Genomic DNA, 19,746 nt, shown 5'->3' with positions numbered 1-19,746 from the left:
CAACCCAGGAGAATTCGATGCGCACGCTCTTCGTGCCGCTGGCCGCATTGGCCATGGCGGCGCCCCCGGCTTTTTCACAGACCACGCAGTTCGCACAGGGCGACACTGCCGCCGGCACCCACTTGTCATCCTCGGCGTCCTCATCGCCGTCTTCCTCGCCGCCTCCCTCGCCTGTTCGCACGCTGGAGCCCGCCGGCGCGCTGAACCTGCAGGCCGCGCTCGCCCTGGCGCTGCAGGCCAACCCCGGCCTGCGCGCCGCGTCGCGCGAGCAGGACGCCACCGAAGCCGCCATCGTGCAGGCCGGCGCCTGGCCCAACCCCACGCTCGACGCGCAGGTGGAAGACCTGCGCCGCGACAACCGCACCACCACGCTGCAACTGAGCCAGCCCATCGAGCTGGGCGGCAAGCGCGCCGCACGTGTCACGGCGGCCGAGCGCGCGCGCGACCAGGCGGCTTCGGCACTGGCCGCGCGCCGCGCCGACATTCGCGCCGCCACCGTCACCGCCTTCTTCGAGGTGCTGACCGCGCAGGAGCGCCTGCGCCTCGCGCAGGATTCGGTGGGGCTCGCGCAAGCGGGCACGCGCGCCGCGGAGAACCGCGTGGCCGCTGGCAAGGTCTCGCCGCTGGAGGAAACCCGCGCGCGCGTGGCCGAGGCGGGCATTCGCGTCGAGCTGCTGCAGGCCGAAGGCACGCTGCGTTCGGCGCGCCAGCAGCTCGCCGCGCTGTGGGGCAACCCGGCGCCGCGCTTCACGCGGGTGGACGGCGCGGTCGACCAGCTGCCCGGCATGGCATCGGATGGCGACCTCCTGGGCCGGCTTGCGGATGCGCCCGTCGTGCGGCAGGCCAGGCTCGAAGTCGAGCGGCGCCGTGCGCTGTCCGACCTGGAGCAGGCCAGGCGCATTCCTGACGTGACGGTGTCGCTGGGCGCCAAGCGCGTGCCTTCGTCCGAGGGCGAGACCGGCGGCGGCCGGCGCAACCAGGTGGTGGTGGGCCTGTCGATTCCGCTGCCGATCTTCGACAGCAACCGCGGCAACGTGGCCGAGGCCTTGAGCCGCGAAGAGAAGGCGCGCGACGAGCTCGCCGCCGCCGAGCTGCAGCTGGGCGCCGACGTGGCCCAGGCCACCGAGCGCCTGCGCTCCGCGCGAGCCACCGCCCAGACGCTGCAGCGCGACGCGCTGCCCGGCGCCGAGACTGCCTACAAGGCCGCGACCAAGGGCTTCGAGCTGGGCAAGTTCAGCTTCCTGGAGGCGCTGGACGCGCAACGCACGCTGTTCCAGGTGCGTGCGCAGTACCTGCTGGCGCTGGCCGACGCGCACCGCGCTGCCGGCGAACTCGACCGGCTGCTGGGGCGCGAGGGCGATGACGTCGCGCTCGCCGCGCCTCACGGCACCTCGGCTGCCACTCCGTCCGCCACCTTGCCCGCGTCGCCCGTCGCGCGCTGACCCAACGAACTCCACACACCATGAACGCACAAGAACGCAACACCGTGGCCGAGCGCGTCGGCAAGAAGCAGTGGATCGCTATCGCGGTGGTCCTCGCATTGGGCATCGGCGCGGGCGCGCTGATCCTGCGGACCTCGCCTTCCAAGCCCGCGGCGAGCGGCCATTCCGAGGCCGCGGGCCATGGGGACGGCGAGCACCACGAAGAAGGGGACGCCCACGGCAATGAGGCCGCCAAGCCGACAGCGGCCAAGCAAGAAACCAAGGACCACGACCACAGCCACGGTCATGAAGAGGCGGCCGGCCACGGCGACAAGGAGCATCACGAAGAAGGCAAGCCAAAGGCCGAGGCAGAGGGCAAGACCGCCGCCGCCTCCGCCGGCAGCAATGAGCCCAGGGAACACAAGGAACACAGCGAAGGCGAAGAAAAGATCCCCTTCACCGACGCGCAACTCAAGGCCGCCGACATCACCATCGAAGGCGCCGGCCCGGCCCGCATCAGGAACGCGCTGCAGCTGCCCGGCGAGATCAGGTTCAACGAAGACCGCACCGCCCACGTGGTGCCGCGCGTGGCAGGCGTGGTCGACAGCGTGTCGGCCAACCTGGGACAGGAGGTCAAGCGCGGCCAGGTACTGGCCGTGCTGTCGAGCCCGTCGTTGTCGGAGCAGCGCAGCGCCCTGCAGTCGGCGCAGCGCCGGCTCGCGCTGGCCCGCACCACCTACGAGCGCGAGAAGAAGCTGTGGGAAGAAAAGATTTCCCCGCAGCAGGACTACCTGCAGGCCGAGCAGGCCATGCAGGAGGCGCGCATCGAAGTGGCCAACGCCAACCAGAAGCTGCTGGCGCTGGGCGCCACGCCGGGCTCGGCCGCGCTCGGGCGCTACGAGCTGCGCGCGCCCTTCGACGGCATGGTGGTCGAAAAGCACATCTCGCTGGGCGAGTCGGTGAAGGAAGACGTCAACGTGTTCACCATTTCCGACCTGTCGAGCGTGTGGGCGGAGATCAGCGTGGCCGCCAACCAGCTGAACCTGGTGCGCATCGGCGAGCCGGTGACCATCCGCTCCAGCGCCTTCGAGCAGACGGCCAGCGGCAAGGTGTCTTACGTGGGCTCGCTCATCGGCGCGCAGACGCGCACCGCCACCGCCCGCGTCACGCTGACCAACCCGCAGCGCATCTGGCGCCCGGGGCTGTTCGTGAACGTCGAGCTGGTGGCTTCCGAGACCGACGCGCCCGTGACGGTGTCCGCCGAGGCGATACAGACGGTGGAAGGCAAGCCCACCGTGTTCCTGCGCGTGCCCGGCGGCTTCATGCCGCAGCACGTGCAGACGGGGCGCAGCGACGGCCGGCGCGTGGAGATCGTCGGCGGCCTGGCGCCTGGCGCCAGCCATGCCGCCAACGGCAGCTTCGTCGTGAAGTCGCAGCAGGGCAAGAGCTCGGCCACGCACACGCACTGAGGACGCCGCATGTTCGAACGCATCATCGGTTTTTCCATCGCGCAGCGCTGGCTCGTGCTGCTCGCCGTGCTCGGCATGGCGGCCCTGGGCATCTACAGCTACCAGAAGCTGCCCATCGACGCCGTGCCCGACATCACCAACGTGCAGGTGCAGATCAACACCGCCACGCCCGGCTACTCCCCGCTGGAAACAGAACAGCGCGTGACGTACCCCATAGAGACCGTCATGGCCGGCCTGCCCGGGCTGCAGCAGACGCGCTCGCTCTCGCGCTACGGCCTGTCGCAGGTGACGGTGATCTTCAAGGACGGCACCGACATCTACTTTGCGCGGCAGCTGGTCAACGAGCGCATCCAGTCGGCGCGCGAGAGCATGCCCGGCGGCATCTCGCCGGTGATCGGGCCCATTTCGACCGGGCTGGGCGAGATCTACCTCTGGACCGTGGAGGCCGAAGACGGCGCGAGAAAGCCCGACGGCAAGCCCTACTCGCCCACGGACCTGCGCGAGATCCAGGACTGGATCATCAAGCCGCAGCTGCGCAACGTGGCGGGCGTGACCGAGATCAACTCCATCGGCGGCTACGCCAAGGAATTCCAGATCGCGCCCGACCCGGCCAAGCTGCTGGCCCACGGCCTGACCATGACCGACCTGGTCACCGCGCTGGAGCGCAACAACGCCAACGTGGGCGCGGGCTACATCGAGAAGCGCGGCGAGCAGTACCTCATTCGCGCGCCGGGACAGGTGAAGTCGGCGCAAGACATCGGCAACGTCATTTTGGGCAATGCCGGCGGGGTTCCGTTGCGCGTGCAGGACGTGGCCGAGGTCGGCATCGGCCAGGAGCTGCGCACGGGCGCCGCCACCGACAACGGCCGCGAGGTGGTGCTGGGCACGGTGTTCATGCTCATCGGCGAAAACAGCCGCACCGTGTCGCAGGCCGTCGACAGGAAGATGCAGGAGGTCAACCGCACGCTGCCCGCGGGCGTGAAGGCCGTCACGGTGTACGACCGCACGGTGCTGGTCGACAAGGCCATCGCCACGGTGAAGAAGAACCTGTTCGAGGGCGCCGTGCTGGTCATCGCGGTGCTGTTCCTGTTCCTAGGCAACATCCGCGCGGCGCTCATCACGGCGCTGGTGATTCCGCTGTCGATGCTCTTCACCTTCACCGGCATGGTGAACCAGAAGGTCAGCGCCAACCTCATGAGCCTGGGCGCGCTGGACTTCGGCATCATCGTCGACGGGGCGGTGGTGATCGTGGAGAACTGCGTGCGGCGGCTGGCCCATGCGCAGGCCAGGCTCGGGCGGCCGCTGACGCGCAGCGAGCGCTTCCACGAGGTGTTCGCGGCCTCGCAGGAGGCCAGGCGCCCGCTGCTGTTCGGCCAGCTGATCATCATGATCGTGTACCTGCCGATCTTTGCGCTCACGGGCGTGGAGGGCAAGCTGTTCCACCCGATGGCGTTCACGGTGGTGATCGCGCTGCTGGGCGCGATGATCTTGTCGATCACCTTCATTCCCGCGGCCGTGGCGCTGTTCATCGGCAACAAGGTCGGCGAGAAGGAGAACCGCCTCATGCTGTGGGCCAAGCGCGGCTACTCGCCGCTGCTGGCGCGCGTGATGAACGCCAAGCCGCTGGTCATCACCACCGCGGTGGTGGCGGTGCTGCTGTCGGGCCTGCTGGCCACGCGGCTGGGCACGGAGTTCGTGCCCAGCCTGAGCGAGGGCGACTTCGCCATCCAGGCGCTGCGCATTCCGGGCACCAGCCTCACGCAGTCGGTGGACATGCAGAAGCAGCTCGAGCGCACGCTGACGGCGAAGTTTCCGGAAATAGAGCGCGTGTTCGCGCGCACCGGCACGGCCGAGATCGCGTCCGACCCGATGCCGCCGAACATCTCCGACGGCTACATCATGCTCAAGCCCGAGCGCGAATGGCCCGTGGCCGAGGGCGGCGCGCGGCGCACGCGCGCCGAGCTGCTGGCGGCCGTGCAGGAAGAGGTGGAGAAGCTGCCGGGCAACAACTACGAGTTCTCGCAGCCCATCCAGCTGCGCTTCAACGAACTGATCTCGGGCGTGCGCAGCGACGTGGCGGTGAAGATCTTCGGCGACGACATGGCTGTGCTGGACAAGACCGCGGCCGAGGTGTCGCAGGCGCTGGGCAAGATCCCCGGCGCGGCCGAGGTGAAGGTCGAGCAGACCACCGGCCTGCCGATGCTCACGGTGAACATCGATCGCCAGAAGACCGCGCGCTACGGCCTGAACGTGGGCGACGTGCAGGACACGATTTCCATCGCCGTGGGCGGGCGCGAGGCGGGCACGCTGTTCGACGGCGACCGGCGCTTCGACATCATCGTGCGGCTGCCCGAGCACCTGCGCACCGACCTGGAGGCCATCAAGCGGTTGCCCGTGGCCTTGCCCAAGGGCGCGGGGGCCGATGGCGCGCGCACCAGCTTCATTCCGCTGGGCGAGGTGGCCACGCTCGACATTGCGCCGGGCCCCAACCAGGTGAGCCGCGAAGACGGCAAGCGCCGCATCGTGGTGAGCGCCAACGTGCGCGGGCGCGACCTCGGCTCCTTCGTGGCCGAGGCCGAAGAGGCCCTGCGCGGCGTGAAGATTCCCGCCGGCTACTGGACCGTGTGGGGCGGCCAGTACGAGAACCTGGCCTCGGCCACCGAGCGGCTGCAGGTGGTGGTGCCGGTGTCGCTGGCGCTGGTGTTCGTGCTGCTGTTCGCCATGTTCGGCAATTTGAAGGACGGGCTGCTGGTGTTCACCGGCATTCCCTTCGCGCTCACCGGCGGCATCGTGGCGCTGTGGCTGCGCGACATTCCGCTGTCCATCTCGGCGGCCGTGGGCTTCATTGCGCTGTCGGGCGTGGCGGTGCTCAACGGGCTGGTGATGATCTCGTTCATTCGCAACCTGCGCGAGAACGGCGTGCCGCTGGACGCGGCCATCCGCGAAGGCGCGCTCACGCGGCTGCGGCCGGTGCTGATGACGGCGCTGGTCGCGTCATTGGGCTTCGTGCCGATGGCCATCGCGACCGGCACCGGGGCCGAGGTGCAGCGGCCGCTGGCGACGGTGGTGATCGGCGGCATCCTGTCGTCGACGGCGCTGACCTTGCTGGTGCTGCCGCTGCTGTACCGCATCGCGCACCGGCGCGACGAGGACGAAGTGGCGCAGGCGAACGGCGACAGCCAGCACGGTGCGCCGCTGGTGCCTGCAACGCAAGGGTCGACCGGCGCCTGACCGATCCCTTGCCTGTGGCCATTCGCATGGCGCTGGCAGGGGAAAGCAAAGCGCGCTCAGACCAGGCCGCGCGCCTTCAGCAAGGCCCAGCGCTCGGGCGCGAGCGCGGCCTTCATGGCCTTCAGCGGGTCGATCTCGCCCGTGTTGTCCGCGTGGGCGACGACGAAGTCGTCGGTCGTGTTCAGCACGGCTTGCGACGCGGGCGCGTTGAAATGCGCCGCCAGGTTTTTCAGCACCCGCATCGCCGAGGCCGTGCTTTGCGCGAGGTCCATGAACTGCGCGTGCAGCAGGCAGGCCTCCTTCAGCGCCGCGTCGTCGAACCAGCGTTCGTGCGCATCGCCCTGCACCGCGCGAATTTCGTCGGGCGCCCAGAGGTAATAGCGCACTTCTTCGCCGGCTTCCACGATCGCGCGGCGGTAGGGCTCGCGGCCCCACACCAGAAAGGGCGGCCACGCGGCGCCGAAGTCTTCCTGCGTGTAGCAGATGAACAGGGCGTAGATCTTCTCGTCGCGGGGAACCTGTGCGAGCGCGTGCGTGATCGCATCGACGAGCAGGGCCTCGACCCTGGCGGCCACGCTCGCCAGCGTCTCGCCCTTTCGCGGGCGGCGGTAGCTCAGGCGGGTCTCGCCGCTGGGCGTGCCGTCGTCGTCGAGGTATTCGAGCGTGATGGTGTCCAGCCGGCCGGCCTCGTCGTAGCGGTAGACGTCCTGGCACCCCCAGGTCTTCCGGTCGTCGGCCCAGTTGGAGGTGACGGCGCGCTGCAGCTGGCCGTCTTGCCATTCGTAGCGCGTGTCGAGGCCCTTGTGGCCGTGGCTGATGTGCTGCGCCACCAGCAGGCCGTCCGCATGGCGGTACCGGGTGACGGTGCTGACGGAGGGCTCGCCCTCGTACACCTGCAGGTCCACGCCGGTGCGGCCATCGGCCTCGTGGAGCCAGGCCGTGGCGCGGCCGCGGCTCTGGCGCTGCAGCACCAGGCGGCCTTCGGCGTCGAAGCCGTGGTGCATGTGGCGCTCGGGGTCGGCCTTGTCGTCGGCCAGCCACCGGGGCTTGGGGCCGCCGTAGTGCTCCTGCATGAAGGGCGTCGGCTCGCCCATCGATTCGGTGGCCCAGCGCCACGTCGCGGCCTGCGCGGTGCAGTCGGCCAGCAGGCGAGCGGCGTTGGCGCTATCGGCGTAGGTGCTGAAGGGGCGCGCCAGCATCGTTCTGCCGGCCTTCAGCGCGCCGGGCGAATGGCCGACTTGGGCCGGAAGGCCTTGCAGACCGCGTCGTCGGTCTCGAGATACGGGCCGCCGATCAGGTCGATGCAATAGGGCACGGCCGCGAAGATGCCGGGCACCACCTGTGCGCCGTCGGCATCCTTCAGGCCTTCGAGCGTCTCCGCGATGGACTTGGGCTGGCCGGGCAGGTTGATGATCAGGCTCTGCGCGCGAATCACCGCCACCTGGCGCGAGAGGATCGCGGTGGGCACGAAGCGCAGGCTGATCTGGCGCATCTGCTCGCCGAAGCCGGGCATTTCCTTGTCGGCGACGGCCAGGGTGGCTTCGGGCGTCACGTCGCGCAGGGCGGGGCCGGTGCCGCCGGTGGTCAGCACCAGCGAGCAGCCGGCGTCGACCAGCTCGATGAGCGTGGCGCTGATGCGCTCGGCCTCGTCGGGGATGAGGCGGGGCTCGAACTCGAGCGGGTTCTTCAGCGCCCGGCCGAGCCATTCCTTGAGGGAGGGCAGGCCCTTGTCTTCGTAGGTGCCGCTGGAGGCGCGGTCGCTGATGGAGACGATGCCGATGCGGACGGGGTCGAAGGTGCTCATTGCGTCATTGGCCTCGTGGCTCTTGCTCCCTCTCCCGCTTGCGGGAGAGGGCTGGGGTGAGGGTTGCGGGCGATGGAAAAGGCGCGTGGGTGGACAGGCCCTCGGCCCTCACCCCGACCCTCTCCCGCAGGCGAGAGAGGGGGGTACTCCCGCAGGCGGGAGAGGGGGGTAAGTCCGGGCAAGCCGTCACGCGTCCTCTTCGCGATCCTGCGCCGCCGCCGCCGCCGCATGGTCGTCGCCGCCATGCACCGCCAGCTGCGCGCGCACCAGCTGGAAGATCTCGCGGTACGCCTTGCCCTGGCGCGGCGCCTCGCCGGCCGGGCCGGTCTTCATGTCCTTGCGGGCCTGGCGCACCAGGGCTCGCAGTTGCTGGGAGTCGGTGGCGGGGTGGGTTTCTATCCAGCCGCCCAGGGCGTCGTCGTCGGCAATCAGCCGGTCGCGCCAGCGTTCGGCTTCGTGCAGGGCGGCGGCCTCGGCGGCCGGCACGGTGTTCTGCTCGGTGAGGGCGAGCTTCACGGCCTCCAGCGTGGGTTCGTCGAGCTTGCGCATCAGCTTGCCGATGAACTGCATCTGGCGGCGCTTGCCCTCGAAATTGGTGATGCGCTTGGCCTCGGCGACGGCGTCGACCAGCTTCTCGCCCAGGGGCAGGGCGTCGAACAGGGCGGCGCGCAGGCCGAGCAGCTCGGTGCCCAGCTTTTGCAGCTCGTCGCTTTCGCGCTTGAGGTCGGTGCGGCTGGCGTCGTCGGTGCCCTTGAGCTCGCGCTTGAGCTCCAGGTCGAGCTCGCTGCCTTCGGCGACGAACTGGCCACGGACGAAATAGCCTTTTTTGGGTTTGCGGGACATGGAATGGATTCTGGGCCGCACCGTGCGGTGTTGCAACGCATGCAATGCGTGCAATGTGCAGTGGGAAGCTGGGGGGGTAAACGTGAAACAGGGGGCGCAAGTATCATAGCCACCACATGACGACATCCTCCTCGCGCGCCGATTCCGGCTTCGCCTACAGCCGCTCCTTCTTCGAAAACCTGGTCGACACGGCCTTGGCGCACGCCAAGAAGCTCGGTGCCACCGACGCCGGGGCCGAGGCCTCCGAGGGCTGCGGCCTGAGCGTCTCGGTGCGCAAGGGCGAGCTGGAAAACGTCGAACGCAACCGCGACAAGTCGCTGGGTGTCACGGTGTACGTGGGCCACCGCCGAGGCAACGCCAGCACCTCCGACTTCTCCGAAGCAGCCATCGCCCAGACCGTGCAGGCGGCCTACGACATTGCCCGCTTCACGGCCGAAGACCCGGTGAGCGGCCTGCCCGACGAGGCCGACATCGCCAAGGAACACCCCGAGCTCGACCTGTTCCACCCCTGGGACGTGACGAGCGAGCAGGCCGCCAAGCTGGCCCTGGAGTGCGAAGAGGCGGCGCTGTCGACCGACAAGCGCATCACCAACAGCGAAGGCGCGGGCGTCTCGGCCCAGCAGAGCCACTTCTTCAGCGCCCACACACACGGCTTTCGCGGCGGCTATGCCAGCTCGCGGCACTCGATTTCGGTGGCGCCCATCGCCGGCAAGGGCGACAACATGCAGCGCGACGCTTGGTACAGCTCCATGCGCGCGGCCGACGAACTGGCCAGCCCGCAGGCCGTGGGCCGCTACGCTGCCGAGCGCGCGCTCAGCCGGTTGAAGTCGCGCAAGATCAAGACCACCGAATGCCCGGTGCTGTTCGAATCGCCGCTGGCCGTGGGCCTGCTCGGCGGGCTGGTGCAGGCCGTGAGCGGCGGTGCGCTGTACCGCAAGAGCACCTTCCTGCTCGACTCGCTGGGCAAGCCCGTGCTGCCCAAGCACATCGACATTGCCGAAGACCCGCACGTGATGCGCGGCAAGGGCAGCTCGCCCTTCGACGACGAAGGCGTGATCACCCGGGCGCGCAAGGTGGTCGATGCCGGCCGCCTCGAAGGCTACTTTCTCTCGACGTATTCGGCCCGCAAGCTGGGCATGAAGACCACCGGCAACGCCGGCGGCTCGCACAACCTGACGCTGAGCTCGCGCCTGACGAAGCACAGCGACGACCTGGACGCCATGCTCGCCAAGCTGGGCACCGGCCTGTTCGTCATCGAGCTGATGGGCCAGGGCGTGAACTACGTGACCGGCGACTACTCGCGCGGCGCCAGCGGCTTCTGGGTCGAGAAGGGCCGCATCGCCTTCCCGGTGGAAGAAATCACCATCGCCGGCAACCTGAAGGACATGCTGATGGGCATCCAGGCCATCGGCGCGGATGCCTATACCTTCGGCGCCAAGACGACGGGGTCGATCCTGGTGAACCGGATGAAGGTCGCGGGCAGCTGAGGCTGCAGCGTCGCATGGAAATACGCTTGAGGCAGAAGACGGCGCCGCGCCGTCTTCTGCCTCACCGCATCACATCAACAGGTCATTGCACCGACACCGCGCTCCAGGCGCGGGTAACCGCCGCCTGTTCCGCCGAGTTGGCGCCGTACAGGTCGGTGGCCGCACGGATCGATGCCGCGCGGGCATTCGGGTACGTCGAGCTGGAGTTCAGGTACACGGTCAACGTGCGGTACCAGATCCTGCCGGCCTTGTCGCGGCCGATGCCTGCAAGGCCGGTGTCGCCGTTGCACACCAGGTCGCTCTTCGTCAGCCTGCTTTCGCCCGCGGGCACCACCGCGCCTTCGGCCAGCAGGTAGAAGAAGCGGTTGCCCACGCCGGACGAGAGGTGCGGGTCGTGCCGGGGATTCGTCTGCGTGCTCTTGAAGCCGCCCTGCGGATAGCAGACGGACGAGCGCCCGTCGACGTCCTGCTTGTACATCTTGCGCAGGCCGCCGGGCAGGATCCTTGCGCCGATGACGTAGTTGCCGGGATCGTTCACGTTGTTCGCATAGAACTTGACGAGGGTGCCGAAGATGTCGGAGTTCGCCTCGTTCAGGCCGCCGGCGTCGCGCGAGTAGGCCAGGTTCGCGGTGGCCTGGTTCACGCCGTGGCTCATCTCGTGCCCGGCGACGTCGATGGAGACCACCGGCTTCGGCAGCGAGGTGCCCGCCTCGCCGTCGCCGTAAGCCATCATGCGGCCTTCGCTCAGCCATGCGGCATTCGCGCCCGTGGTGGAACCGTCCGGGTTGAGGAACTGCACGTGCGCGTAGCTCTGCACGCCCTTGCCGTCGTTGAAGATGCCGTTGCGGCCGTGCGTGTCCTTGTAGTAGTCCCAGGTCTTGGCCAGGCCGTAGTTGATGTCGACCGCGACGGTCTTGCGGTCCGTGGTGGCGCCGTTGCCCCACTTGTTGTCGGGACTGGTGAACGGCACCAGGTCGGGCGAGTCTCCAAGGTCGCTGGCCACCGAGTCGCGCCCGTCGATCACCTCGCCGCCGCCGCGCGTCGGGTCGACCATGCGATAGGCGTTGTTGCCGGTCTGGTCGGTGGCGATCTGCAGGTCGCCGTAGTACAGCGACTTGCCGGTGCCCGTGGTGGCCGCGGTGTGCACCAGGTCTTCGGCGTCCAGCAGCTTGCCGTCGCGCGCATCCACGTAGTACACGACGGCGCTTCCGTGCGCCGCGGTGGCCCTGCCGTACACGCGCACCGCATAGGCGAGCACCGGTGTCTCGTCGCGCGCGAACACGACGAGCTCGGGCGTGCCGTAACGCAGCACCGCGCTGGCGAAGCTCTGCGCGGCAATGCTTTTCGCGCGCTCGGCGCCGATGTCGGGCGCGTTCTGGATCACGGTGCGCCCGCCGACCTTGCCCAGCGTTTCGGGCAGGCGGATGGCGCTCTTTTGCGTCAGGTCGGGCGGCAGCAGCCGGCCCTGGCTCGAATGCACGACCACGTCGCCGCCGATCACGCGCAGGCCGTCGTGATAGCGGTCGAAGCGCACGTGCTCGGTGCCGTCCTTGTCCACGATCACGTCGCGCGCCTTGAACTGATCGCCGCTGCCGGGCAGTGCCGGCGGGGCGGCGGCGCTGGATGCCATCGACCGGCCCGAGGGTGCAGGCGAGTGTGAGGGGGAAGGGGAGGGTGAGGCGGCAGGGGGCGGCGCAACGTTGAAGTTCGACGGGTTGGTCTGGATCAACGCCAGTGCGCGGTCGATCGCCGCCTGTCGGTCCGCCTCGGCGGCGAAGGCTGAATGCCCCGCCACGGTCAGCACTGCGACCACGAGAATTCTGAGCCTGGTTTTCATACGCGTTCCACAAAAGGTGATGTAAGGGGTAGACACATACCGACCCGACCGCCGCTTGTGGCAGCGCTCATTGGGCGGGTGCATTACAGCCGGGATGCCATGGAGCGTCGATACGCTGGAAGTAGTCGATACCGCAGGTTTTCAGCGTGAATGCGCACGGCCTACACACCTTCGTGTCGTTATCGACACGAAGGAGGTACAGGCGCGATGAACGGAAGACGCACCGGACAAACCCTATGCGGTTGCCCGGACGCTAGGTCACTTCTTCGCAACGTCCTGCTGGGGCGCGATCAGGAACTCGAGCATCCGCCGCGCATTGAGCGGCAGCTCTTCCGAGGTTCGCACGCATGCCATCAACGTGCGCTCGGCCCACGCGTCCCCCAGCGAGGCGCGCGCAATCTTCATCGTGCGGGCGCAACGCGCCGCCGCGGTCTGCGGCACGATGGCCACGCCGATGCCCTGCTCGACCAGGCGGCACACGGCCTCGAAGTTGCGCACACGCACACGGTAGGACAAGTGCCGCGCCAGCGTGCGCGCATGCGAGGTCACCAGCTGCTGCAGCGCGCTGTCCGCGGGCAGGCCGACGAATTCGTCGTCGACCACGTCGGACAGCATCACGCGCCGACGCGTGGCCAGCGCATGGCCGCGCGGCATCACCAGCACGAGGTCGTCGCGCCGGAAGGGGTGGCATTCGAGGCCCTGCGTGTCGATGGCGTCCGAGACGATGCCGATGTCGCACAGGCCCGCGCGCAGGGCCTCGACGGTGTCGGGGCTCGCGCGTTCCTCGAGGTCGATGGACACGCGCGGGTGCTGCGCCAGGAAGCGCGCCAGCACCTCGGGCAGGTGCTCGGTCAGCGCCGCGGTGCCGCACAGAAAACGCACATGGCCCTTCAGGCCCTGGCCGTACTCGCCGAGCTCGCCGCGCAGCCGCTCCATCTGCTGCAGCACGACACGCGCGTGATGCAGCAGCGTGCGGCCGGCCTCGGTGGGGCGCACGCCCTGCGCATGGCGCGTGAGCAGCGCGGAGCCCAGCGCGTCCTCCATGCCGCGCACGCGCTGGCTCGCGGAGGCCAGGGTCATGTGCGAGCGCGCGGCGCCGCCGGTGAGGCTGCCGGCTTCGACGACGTTCAGGAAGAGCCGCAGGTCGGTGAGGTCGAATCGCATGGTTCGGCGCAGTGTGCATCAGGAAGCGCCACGGGCCTCAGCCGCAGCCTGAGGCCGGCTCTGCGAACCCCGCATTTCCAGCCACGGCGTTGCCCGGCAGACTCCGCCGCGATGACACATGCGAACGACACGGCGAGTTTCTGGGCCGCAGCCACGGCCGTGTTCCTGCTGGCCGGGGTGATCAAGGGCGTGATCGGCCTGGGCCTGCCCACGGTGTCGATGGCGGTGCTGGCGCTGTGGATGCCGCCGGTGCAGGCGGCGGCGCTGCTGATCGTGCCGTCGCTGGTCACCAACATCTGGCAGACCGGGCCGCGCGCCAGCTTCATGCCGGTGCTGCGGCGCATCGGTGGCATGCAGGTGGGCGTGGTCGTCGGCACGCTGGGCGGGGCGCTGTGGCTGGGGGTGCCGGCGGGGGCGTGGGCCTCGGTGGCGCTGGGCGTGGCGCTGATCGTCTACGCGGGCTGGAGCCTGACCGGTCGCCAGCCGCATGTGAGCGACGCGCGCTCGCGCTGGCTGGGGCCGCTGGTGGGCATCGTCACGGGGCTGGTGACGGCGGTAACTGGCGTGTTCGCGGTGCCGGCCGTGCCGTACCTGCAGGCGCTGGGTTTCCAGCGCGATTCGCTGATCCAGGCGATGGGCATTTCGTTCACCACGTCCACCGTGGTGCTGGCCATCGGGCTGGCGGGGAACGGGGGTTATCCGATGTCGGCGATGGGCGCATCGCTCGCGATGCTGGTGCCGGCCGTCGGCGGCATGGTGCTGGGCACCTGGCTGCGCAAGCGGCTGCCGGTGGCGGTGTTCAGGCGCTGTTTTCTGATCGGGCTGGCGCTGCTGGGCCTGTACATGGCCACGCGGGCCGTGGCGTGAGCGCGAATCCTGTTCGGGCGGTTCAGGCCGACAGCAGCAGGGCCGCGCGCACGCGCTCGATGGTCTGGCGGTAGGGCAGGGCGAAGTCGTCGATGCTGTCGCCGGCTTCGAGCCAGCTGAACACGAACACCAGGCCTTCTTCTTCGGGGCTGCCGGTCGCCGTGTGCGGGAAGCTCTCGGGCAGCGTGCCCTCGGCGCGCATCAGGAACAGGTGCCACAGCTGCGGATGGCGGTGCGTGTTGCCTTCGACGCCGGCTTCGCATTCGCGGTCCAGCGTGCCCAGAGATTGCAGCGCGCCGGCGTAATCGATGCCCGATTCTTCGAGCAGCTCGCGCCGCACGGCGATTTCAGGCGACTCCCCAGGCTCGATGGTGCCCTTGGGGAGCTGCATGTTGCCGTCCGCGGGGTGGCGGAACACCAGCAGCCGGTCCCGCGCGTCGACCAGGCAGGCGCAGGCCTTGAGGACCGGGGCGTCGGGCGCGCAGGGGCTGCCGGCGTTCATCTTCAGGCGCCCGTCAACGCGGCCTTGACCGCGGCGCTGACCTGGCCCATGTCGGCCTTGCCGGCCAGGCGGGTCTTGACCACGCCCATGACCTTGCCCATGTCGCCGGGGCCGCTGGCGCCCAGCTCGGCCACGATGGCTTTCACGGCGGCGGTGGTTTCTTCGGCGCTCATGCGCTGGGGCAGGTACACCTCCAGCACCTTGATCTCGGCGGCTTCCTTGTCGGCCAGGTCGGCGCGGCCGCCGGTGGTGAACGCGGCGATCGAGTCCTTGCGCTGCTTGACCATCTTGTCGACGATGGCCACCACCATGGCGTCGTCGAGCTCCACGCGCTCGTCGACTTCCTTCTGCTTCAGGGCTGCGAGCAGCAGGCGGATGGTGCCCAGGCGCTCGGAGTCCTTGGCGCGCATGGCCGTCTTCATGTCTTCGGTGATCTGTTCTTTGAGTGTCATTCGGGAACCTTTGGCAAAAAACAAAAGCCGCGGCAGGTTTCCCTGGCGCGGCTTGGGCAACGGGGTGCTGGCGGAGACTTTCGTCGAGCGCCAGCTGCCCTGGGCGTTGCTTAGTACAGCTTCTTGGGGAGCTGCATGCTGCGCACGCGCTTGTAGTGGCGCTTGACTGCAGCGGCCTTCTTGCGCTTGCGCTCGGCGGTCGGCTTTTCGTAGAACTCGCGGGCGCGCAGGTCGGTCAGCAGGCCGAGCTTTTCGATGGTGCGCTTGAAGCGGCGCAGGGCGACGTCGAAGGGCTCGTTTTCTTTAACGCGGATGGTGGTCATTGATGAATCGTTGAAATGAAGTTGGCTCGGGGAGATCGAGGCCCAAAGCCGGGGTTCCTCAACTGAAAACTTTTTGCGGCCGTTGAGGGGAGGCCAGAGTTAGCCCGCGATTATAGCGCGGTTGCGCACGCATGGGCGCTCGCCCACGCCCATTGGAAGTTGTATCCACCCAACCAACCGGTCACATCGACCACTTCGCCGATGAAATACAGGCCCGGCTGCTTCGATTCCATGGTCTGCGAAGACAAATCGCGCGTGTCGACCCCACCCGCTGTGACCTCGGCCTTCTTGTAGCCCTCGGTGCCGCTGGGCGTGATCTGCCAGCGGGCGATGCGCTCCGACAGCGCCGCCAGCGCCTTGTCGGCGGCCTCGTTCACCGGCCGCTGCAGGCCCGGGTCCTGCCCGACCCAGGCGTCCGCCAGGCGGGAGGGCACCAGCGTGGCCAGCTCGTTGGCAATGCGCTTCTTGGAGCGCAGCTTGGCTTCGCCCAGCGACGCGGCCACGTCCACGCCGGGCGCGAAGTCCAGCGTGAGCGGGGTGCCGGGCTTCCAGTAGCTCGAAATCTGCAGCACCGCCGGGCCCGACAGGCCGCGGTGGGTGAACAGCAGGTCTTCGAGGAAGGCCATCTTGTCTTTTTTCGCTCCCGTTTCGATGCGCACCGGCAGCGCCAGCCCGGCCAGTTCGGCATAGGGCGCCCAGGCATCGCCGCCGAAGGTCAGCGGCACCAGCGCCGGGCGTGGCGAGACCAGGCGCAGGCCGAACTGCTCGGCGATGCGGTAGCCGAAGTCGCTCGCGCCGATCTGCGGAATCGACAGCCCGCCGGTCGCGACCACAATCTTCGCCGTCTCGATGACGCCGCGGCTGCTCTCGATTTGGTAGCGAGAAACGTCGACGCCATCAGCAGATTCGGCAAAAGACGTGATCTTCCCCACCTTGCACGGCTGCCAGCGCGCGACCCCACCCGCCGCGCATTCCGCCAGCAGCATGTCGACGATCTGTTGCGAGGAGCCGTCGCAAAACAGCTGCCCCTTGTGCTTTTCGTGAAAGGCGATGCCGTGCTTCTGCACCAACTCGACGAACTGCTGCGGCGCGTAGCGCGACAGCGCCGAGCGGCAGAAGTTCGGGTTGTCGCCGATGAAGTGGCGCTGCGGCGCGCGCACGTCGAGGTCGCGGTTGGTGAAGTTGGCGCGCCCGCCGCCGGAGATGCGGATCTTCTCGCCCACCTTCTCGCTGTGGTCCACCACCAGCACTTTCAGCCCGCGCTGGCCGGCCACGCCGGCGCAGAACAGGCCAGCGGCGCCGGCGCCGATCACGACCACGTCGAAGCGGTGGGACACGTCTGGCGAGCTCGATCCCGCGTTCGATTCGGCGGTCAATTCGGCGTTCGATCCGGCAGTCAAGGGCCGTCGGCCGCCAGCAGCGGCGGCGGGTTGTACTTCAGGTGGCCCACGTAGCGCAGCGGCTGCGTGGCGGCAATGGAGGGCACGTCGCCCTCGCGCATGTGCAGCAGGTCGGCCGGGCTCACCCAGCGCGGGTCGGCGCTGGTGATCGGCAGGCCGGCCTGCTTGTAGGCCTCCAGCACGAACTGCGAGCAGAAGAACTGGTCATTGCGGCTCGCGCCCAGCTGCACCATCGCCATGCCGCTCATGCAGTAGCTGCTGACGGCGCTGGGCACCAGCGGCAGCTCGCACAGGCGGCGGTTGAGCACGAAGGGCGCGTTCAGCAGCACGCCCACGGTGTTGTATTGCACGCCCACCTTCGACAGCGCCCAGGCGCGCATGCGCCCGGCGCCGGCTTCGTCCACGCCCGGCACGCGAAACGCCACCACCATCTGTTCCTCGTCGACCACTTCGGCCAGCGGCCGGGCGCGCACGCCGGTGCCCACGGCCTCGGCGATCTGCCCGTCGCCCAGGTACAGCACCGCGTGGCTCACCGGCGCGAAGGTGCCCAGGCGGATGCCGAAGGAGTTCACCGTGGCAATGGAGGTCAGCAGGATGTCGCCGGGCTCCAGCGCGTCGGCCGCGATGAGCTCGCCGCCGTTGCCCGGCGCGATGACCGAGCTTTGCACCCGCAGGCGCAGGCCGTTGTCCTTGGAGGGCATATCGAGCCGGGTGGCGCAGGCGCCGAGCAGCAGGGCGGCGCCCGCGGCAGCCAGGGCCGCGAAGGTCTTGAGGTGGGAGCGCATCAGCCCTTCCAGACGAACGGAAACTTCAGCTGCTTGAAGAAGCCGTTGGGCACGTAGTCGCCCAGCACGCCGTACTTTTCGGGCCAGAGCTTGGTGCTCTTCACGGCCGTGCCGAAGAGGTAGTCGAGAAAGGCGTAGTGGGCCGCGTAGTTCTTGTCGAGCGCCTCGATGTCCTGGCTGTGGTGCCAGTGGTGGAAGTTGGGCGTCACGATGATGTAGCGCAGCGGCCCCAGCCGCACGCTCACGTTGCAGTGGTTGAACACCGCCTGGAAGCCGACCACCACGATGTACGCGTCGATCACTTCCTTGCTGAAGCCCAGCACGTAGATGGGGGCCAGCACCAGCGTGCGCGTGATCAGCAGCTCGAGGATGTGCTGGCGCGAGCCCGCCATCCAGTCCATGCTCTTCACGCTGTGGTGCACCGCGTGCAGGCGCCACAGCACGGGCACCTCGTGGTACGCGCGGTGGGTCCAGTACTGCACCAGGTCGGCCACCAGGATGATCAGCAGGATGCCCGCCCAGAACGGCAGGTTGCCCACCCAGCCGCGAATGCCGTCGTTGGCCGCCCAGCCGAAGAGCTTGTGCACCATCAGGTTGGTGGCCAGCAGCACGAAGCCCACGATCATGTGGTTCACCACGAAGTGGTGGAAGTCGGTTTGCCACTCTTCGCGGAACACCGGCTGGTCCTTGCGCAGCGCGAACAGCTTCTCGATGAAGATGAAGATCAGCGACGAGCCCAGCAGGTCGAGGATGAACCAGTCCAGCCCGATGTACGGCGTGTTGTCCGCGAAGTCGTGCACCGGCACCTTGTGCCCGCCCAGCAGCGCCGAGGCGGCCACCAACAGGAACGCGGCCGACGACAGCCAGCGCGAGCGGTTGAAGATGATGTTCACCAGCGACAGCCCGCCCGAGATGACCAGGGCCGCCAGCAAGATGAAGCGCATCACGTCGACGTTGTAGCTCTTGCGCAGCTCGGGCGTGGTGAGGTACTGCGGAAAGTGGAACGCCAGCACGCCCAGGAAGCACAGGATGGCCAGGCTCAGTGCGATGGTGCCGGTGACCAGGCCCTGGCCGCGGCGCAGTTCGCCGTGGTTCTGGGTGAAATCGTTCAGTTTGTCGATGTCGAGCATGGAGCCCCCTCGGGGTTGCGTTGTGGTTGTTGTGCGGCGGATTTTAGGTCGCGCGGCCCTTTTCGGGCGCCTTGCGCCGCTTCGGGCGTCGTCACGGGCGCAACAGGCGAAATGCAGGCCTTGGAACACAATCGTCCACCTTTGTATATTGGCAAACTAATTGCTTGGAGTGGCCGTGACCATCAAACGAAATTTCATTCGCGCCCTCGTGGCTGCCGCAGCTGCCGTGGCCGCCTGCACCCTCGTGCCGGCCTTTGCCCAGGCGCAAGCCCAGGAAAGCTCGCTCGCTCGCGTGCAGCGCACCCATGTGCTGCGCGTGGGGGCCATTGCCGGCGCCATTCCGTACTTCGCCAAGGACCCGGGCACCGGCAAGTGGGAAGGCTTCGGCCCCGACTTCGGCGAGAGCCTGGCCAAGAGCCTGGGCGCCAAGGTCGAATACGTCGAGACCACCTGGGGCAACGCGGTGCTCGACCTGCAGTCCAACAAGATCGACGCCATGTTCGGCCTGGCCCCGTCGCCGCAGCGCGCGGCCATGGTCAACTTTGCCGACACCCTGTTCGAGAACACCTACACAGTGGTCTGCAAGAAGGGCGTGCCGCAAAAGAGCTGGGAGCAGCTGAACACGCCCGACACCAAGATCGTGGTGGACATCGGCTCCAGCCACGACCAGCTGGCCCAGCGCGTGCTGCCCAAGGCCGAAGTGACCCGGCTGGAAAACTCCGGCGCCGCCACCATGCAGCTGCAGGCCGGCCGCGCCGACTGCCAGGTGCTGGTGATCCTGCTGGCCGAGCCGCTGCTGGCCAAGCGCCCGGGCCTGGGCACCATGTACATCCCGCAGCCGGTCTACACCGCGCCCGTGAGCATCGGCCTGCGCAAGGACACCGACCCCGGCCTGCAGAAGGCCGTCAACGCCTGGCTCGCGCAGGAGCGCACCAACGGCGAAGTGCGCAGCGTCATCCTGAAGAACATGGAAAAGCTCGCCGGCGTGCCGGCCAGCGCCTTCCCGCCCGAAATCAAGTTCTAAGGGGGCG

Annotated in this window: 17 protein-coding genes; 6 read left to right on the top strand and 11 right to left on the bottom strand. The window is 68.6% G+C overall.

The window, feature by feature from the left end; translation table 11 throughout:
* Nucleotides 1-17: 17 nt before the first annotated feature.
* From QTI51_RS32925 to QTI51_RS32915, 3 genes are read left to right on the top strand one after another with little or no spacing between them, the layout of a single operon-like run.
* A complete protein-coding gene (locus QTI51_RS32925; RefSeq protein ID WP_116913034.1) occupies nt 18-1,442 on the top strand; it encodes a TolC family protein in 1,425 nt (474 codons plus the stop codon).
* 20 nt (nt 1,443-1,462) lie between these two features.
* The gene (locus tag QTI51_RS32920) at nt 1,463-2,890 is read left to right on the top strand and encodes an efflux RND transporter periplasmic adaptor subunit (RefSeq protein WP_286517419.1); all 1,428 of its coding nucleotides are present in this window, start codon (nt 1,463-1,465) and stop codon (nt 2,888-2,890) included.
* 9 nt (nt 2,891-2,899) lie between these two features.
* Entirely contained in the window at nt 2,900-6,121 is a 3,222-nt protein-coding gene (locus QTI51_RS32915) for an efflux RND transporter permease subunit (protein WP_132749024.1), read from the top strand.
* A 56-nt stretch (nt 6,122-6,177) separates the two neighbouring features.
* On the opposite strand, the gene QTI51_RS32910 is transcribed toward QTI51_RS32915, so the two are convergent.
* The 3 genes from QTI51_RS32910 to yjgA form a co-directional block, all read right to left on the bottom strand.
* Nucleotides 6,178-7,320: a hypothetical protein gene (locus tag QTI51_RS32910; RefSeq protein WP_116913036.1), complete on the bottom strand. Its 1,143-nt coding sequence runs from the start codon at nt 7,318-7,320 to the stop codon at nt 6,178-6,180.
* Between the two features lie 14 nt (nt 7,321-7,334).
* Complete coding sequence (gene mog, locus QTI51_RS32905; RefSeq protein WP_116913037.1) at nt 7,335-7,925, bottom strand: molybdopterin adenylyltransferase; 591 nt, start codon at nt 7,923-7,925, stop codon at nt 7,335-7,337.
* A 186-nt stretch (nt 7,926-8,111) separates the two neighbouring features.
* The gene (gene yjgA, locus QTI51_RS32900) at nt 8,112-8,768 is read right to left on the bottom strand and encodes a ribosome biogenesis factor YjgA (protein ID WP_116913038.1); all 657 of its coding nucleotides are present in this window, start codon (nt 8,766-8,768) and stop codon (nt 8,112-8,114) included.
* 116 nt (nt 8,769-8,884) lie between these two features.
* Here yjgA and pmbA point away from each other — a divergent pair, with 116 nt between their 5' ends.
* The gene (gene pmbA / locus QTI51_RS32895; RefSeq protein ID WP_116913039.1) at nt 8,885-10,255 is read left to right on the top strand and encodes a metalloprotease PmbA; all 1,371 of its coding nucleotides are present in this window, start codon (nt 8,885-8,887) and stop codon (nt 10,253-10,255) included.
* Between the two features lie 82 nt (nt 10,256-10,337).
* Here the strand turns inward: pmbA and QTI51_RS32890 are convergent, their stop codons facing one another.
* Both QTI51_RS32890 and QTI51_RS32885 read right to left on the bottom strand, forming a co-directional pair.
* Nucleotides 10,338-12,092 (bottom strand): M4 family metallopeptidase, encoded by a 1,755-nt coding sequence (locus QTI51_RS32890; protein WP_116913040.1) that lies wholly within the window; start codon nt 12,090-12,092, stop codon nt 10,338-10,340.
* A 258-nt stretch (nt 12,093-12,350) separates the two neighbouring features.
* Complete coding sequence (locus QTI51_RS32885) at nt 12,351-13,256, bottom strand: LysR substrate-binding domain-containing protein (RefSeq protein WP_116913041.1); 906 nt, start codon at nt 13,254-13,256, stop codon at nt 12,351-12,353.
* A gap of 111 nt (nt 13,257-13,367) precedes the next feature.
* Between QTI51_RS32885 and QTI51_RS32880 the strand changes: the two genes are divergently transcribed.
* Nucleotides 13,368-14,123 carry a sulfite exporter TauE/SafE family protein gene (locus QTI51_RS32880; protein WP_286517418.1) on the top strand — a complete coding sequence of 252 codons (756 nt, stop codon included), beginning with the start codon at nt 13,368-13,370 and terminating at the stop codon, nt 14,121-14,123.
* Between the two features lie 22 nt (nt 14,124-14,145).
* Here the strand turns inward: QTI51_RS32880 and QTI51_RS32875 are convergent, their stop codons facing one another.
* The 6 genes from QTI51_RS32875 to QTI51_RS32850 all read right to left on the bottom strand — a co-directional run bounded on the left by QTI51_RS32875 (nt 14,146) and on the right by QTI51_RS32850 (nt 18,715).
* Entirely contained in the window at nt 14,146-14,625 is a 480-nt protein-coding gene (locus QTI51_RS32875) for an NUDIX domain-containing protein (RefSeq protein ID WP_116913043.1), read from the bottom strand.
* A gap of 2 nt (nt 14,626-14,627) precedes the next feature.
* Nucleotides 14,628-15,077, bottom strand: a complete 450-nt coding sequence (locus tag QTI51_RS32870; RefSeq protein WP_116913044.1) for a GatB/YqeY domain-containing protein — start codon at nt 15,075-15,077, stop codon at nt 14,628-14,630.
* A 110-nt stretch (nt 15,078-15,187) separates the two neighbouring features.
* Nucleotides 15,188-15,400 carry a 30S ribosomal protein S21 gene (rpsU, locus tag QTI51_RS32865; RefSeq protein ID WP_007833691.1) on the bottom strand — a complete coding sequence of 71 codons (213 nt, stop codon included), beginning with the start codon at nt 15,398-15,400 and terminating at the stop codon, nt 15,188-15,190.
* A gap of 110 nt (nt 15,401-15,510) precedes the next feature.
* Nucleotides 15,511-16,719 (bottom strand): BaiN/RdsA family NAD(P)/FAD-dependent oxidoreductase, encoded by a 1,209-nt coding sequence (locus QTI51_RS32860; protein ID WP_116913097.1) that lies wholly within the window; start codon nt 16,717-16,719, stop codon nt 15,511-15,513.
* A gap of 77 nt (nt 16,720-16,796) precedes the next feature.
* Complete coding sequence (locus tag QTI51_RS32855; protein ID WP_116913045.1) at nt 16,797-17,585, bottom strand: YaeF family permuted papain-like enzyme; 789 nt, start codon at nt 17,583-17,585, stop codon at nt 16,797-16,799.
* Entirely contained in the window at nt 17,585-18,715 is a 1,131-nt protein-coding gene (locus tag QTI51_RS32850; RefSeq protein ID WP_116913046.1) for a sterol desaturase family protein, read from the bottom strand. Before QTI51_RS32850 ends, QTI51_RS32855 begins: the two co-directional genes overlap by 1 nt.
* 175 nt (nt 18,716-18,890) lie before the next feature.
* Between QTI51_RS32850 and QTI51_RS32845 the strand changes: the two genes are divergently transcribed.
* Entirely contained in the window at nt 18,891-19,739 is an 849-nt protein-coding gene (locus QTI51_RS32845) for a transporter substrate-binding domain-containing protein (protein WP_116913098.1), read from the top strand.
* The last annotated feature ends 7 nt before the right edge of the window (nt 19,740-19,746 follow it).

The organism is Variovorax sp. J22G73, assembly GCF_030317035.1.
Classification (GTDB): domain Bacteria; phylum Pseudomonadota; class Gammaproteobacteria; order Burkholderiales; family Burkholderiaceae_C; genus Variovorax.
This window is presented reverse-complemented; position numbering and strand designations above follow the sequence as displayed.

What these genes read in the sequence shown, in the direction of transcription:
- QTI51_RS32925 (WP_116913034.1), top strand. Translation starts at nt 18, where the DNA reads ATGCGCACGCTCTTCGTGCCGCTGGCCGCATTGGCCATGGCGGCGCCC.
- QTI51_RS32920 (WP_286517419.1), top strand. Translation starts at nt 1,463, where the DNA reads ATGAACGCACAAGAACGCAACACCGTGGCCGAGCGCGTCGGCAAGAAG.
- QTI51_RS32915 (WP_132749024.1), top strand. Translation starts at nt 2,900, where the DNA reads ATGTTCGAACGCATCATCGGTTTTTCCATCGCGCAGCGCTGGCTCGTG.
- QTI51_RS32910 (WP_116913036.1), bottom strand. Translation starts at nt 7,320, where the DNA reads ATGCTGGCGCGCCCCTTCAGCACCTACGCCGATAGCGCCAACGCCGCT.
- mog (WP_116913037.1), bottom strand. Translation starts at nt 7,925, where the DNA reads ATGAGCACCTTCGACCCCGTCCGCATCGGCATCGTCTCCATCAGCGAC.
- yjgA (WP_116913038.1), bottom strand. Translation starts at nt 8,768, where the DNA reads ATGTCCCGCAAACCCAAAAAAGGCTATTTCGTCCGTGGCCAGTTCGTC.
- pmbA (WP_116913039.1), top strand. Translation starts at nt 8,885, where the DNA reads ATGACGACATCCTCCTCGCGCGCCGATTCCGGCTTCGCCTACAGCCGC.
- QTI51_RS32890 (WP_116913040.1), bottom strand. Translation starts at nt 12,092, where the DNA reads ATGAAAACCAGGCTCAGAATTCTCGTGGTCGCAGTGCTGACCGTGGCG.
- QTI51_RS32885 (WP_116913041.1), bottom strand. Translation starts at nt 13,256, where the DNA reads ATGCGATTCGACCTCACCGACCTGCGGCTCTTCCTGAACGTCGTCGAA.
- QTI51_RS32880 (WP_286517418.1), top strand. Translation starts at nt 13,368, where the DNA reads ATGACACATGCGAACGACACGGCGAGTTTCTGGGCCGCAGCCACGGCC.
- QTI51_RS32875 (WP_116913043.1), bottom strand. Translation starts at nt 14,625, where the DNA reads ATGAACGCCGGCAGCCCCTGCGCGCCCGACGCCCCGGTCCTCAAGGCC.
- QTI51_RS32870 (WP_116913044.1), bottom strand. Translation starts at nt 15,077, where the DNA reads ATGACACTCAAAGAACAGATCACCGAAGACATGAAGACGGCCATGCGC.
- rpsU (WP_007833691.1), bottom strand. Translation starts at nt 15,400, where the DNA reads ATGACCACCATCCGCGTTAAAGAAAACGAGCCCTTCGACGTCGCCCTG.
- QTI51_RS32855 (WP_116913045.1), bottom strand. Translation starts at nt 17,585, where the DNA reads ATGCGCTCCCACCTCAAGACCTTCGCGGCCCTGGCTGCCGCGGGCGCC.
- QTI51_RS32850 (WP_116913046.1), bottom strand. Translation starts at nt 18,715, where the DNA reads ATGCTCGACATCGACAAACTGAACGATTTCACCCAGAACCACGGCGAA.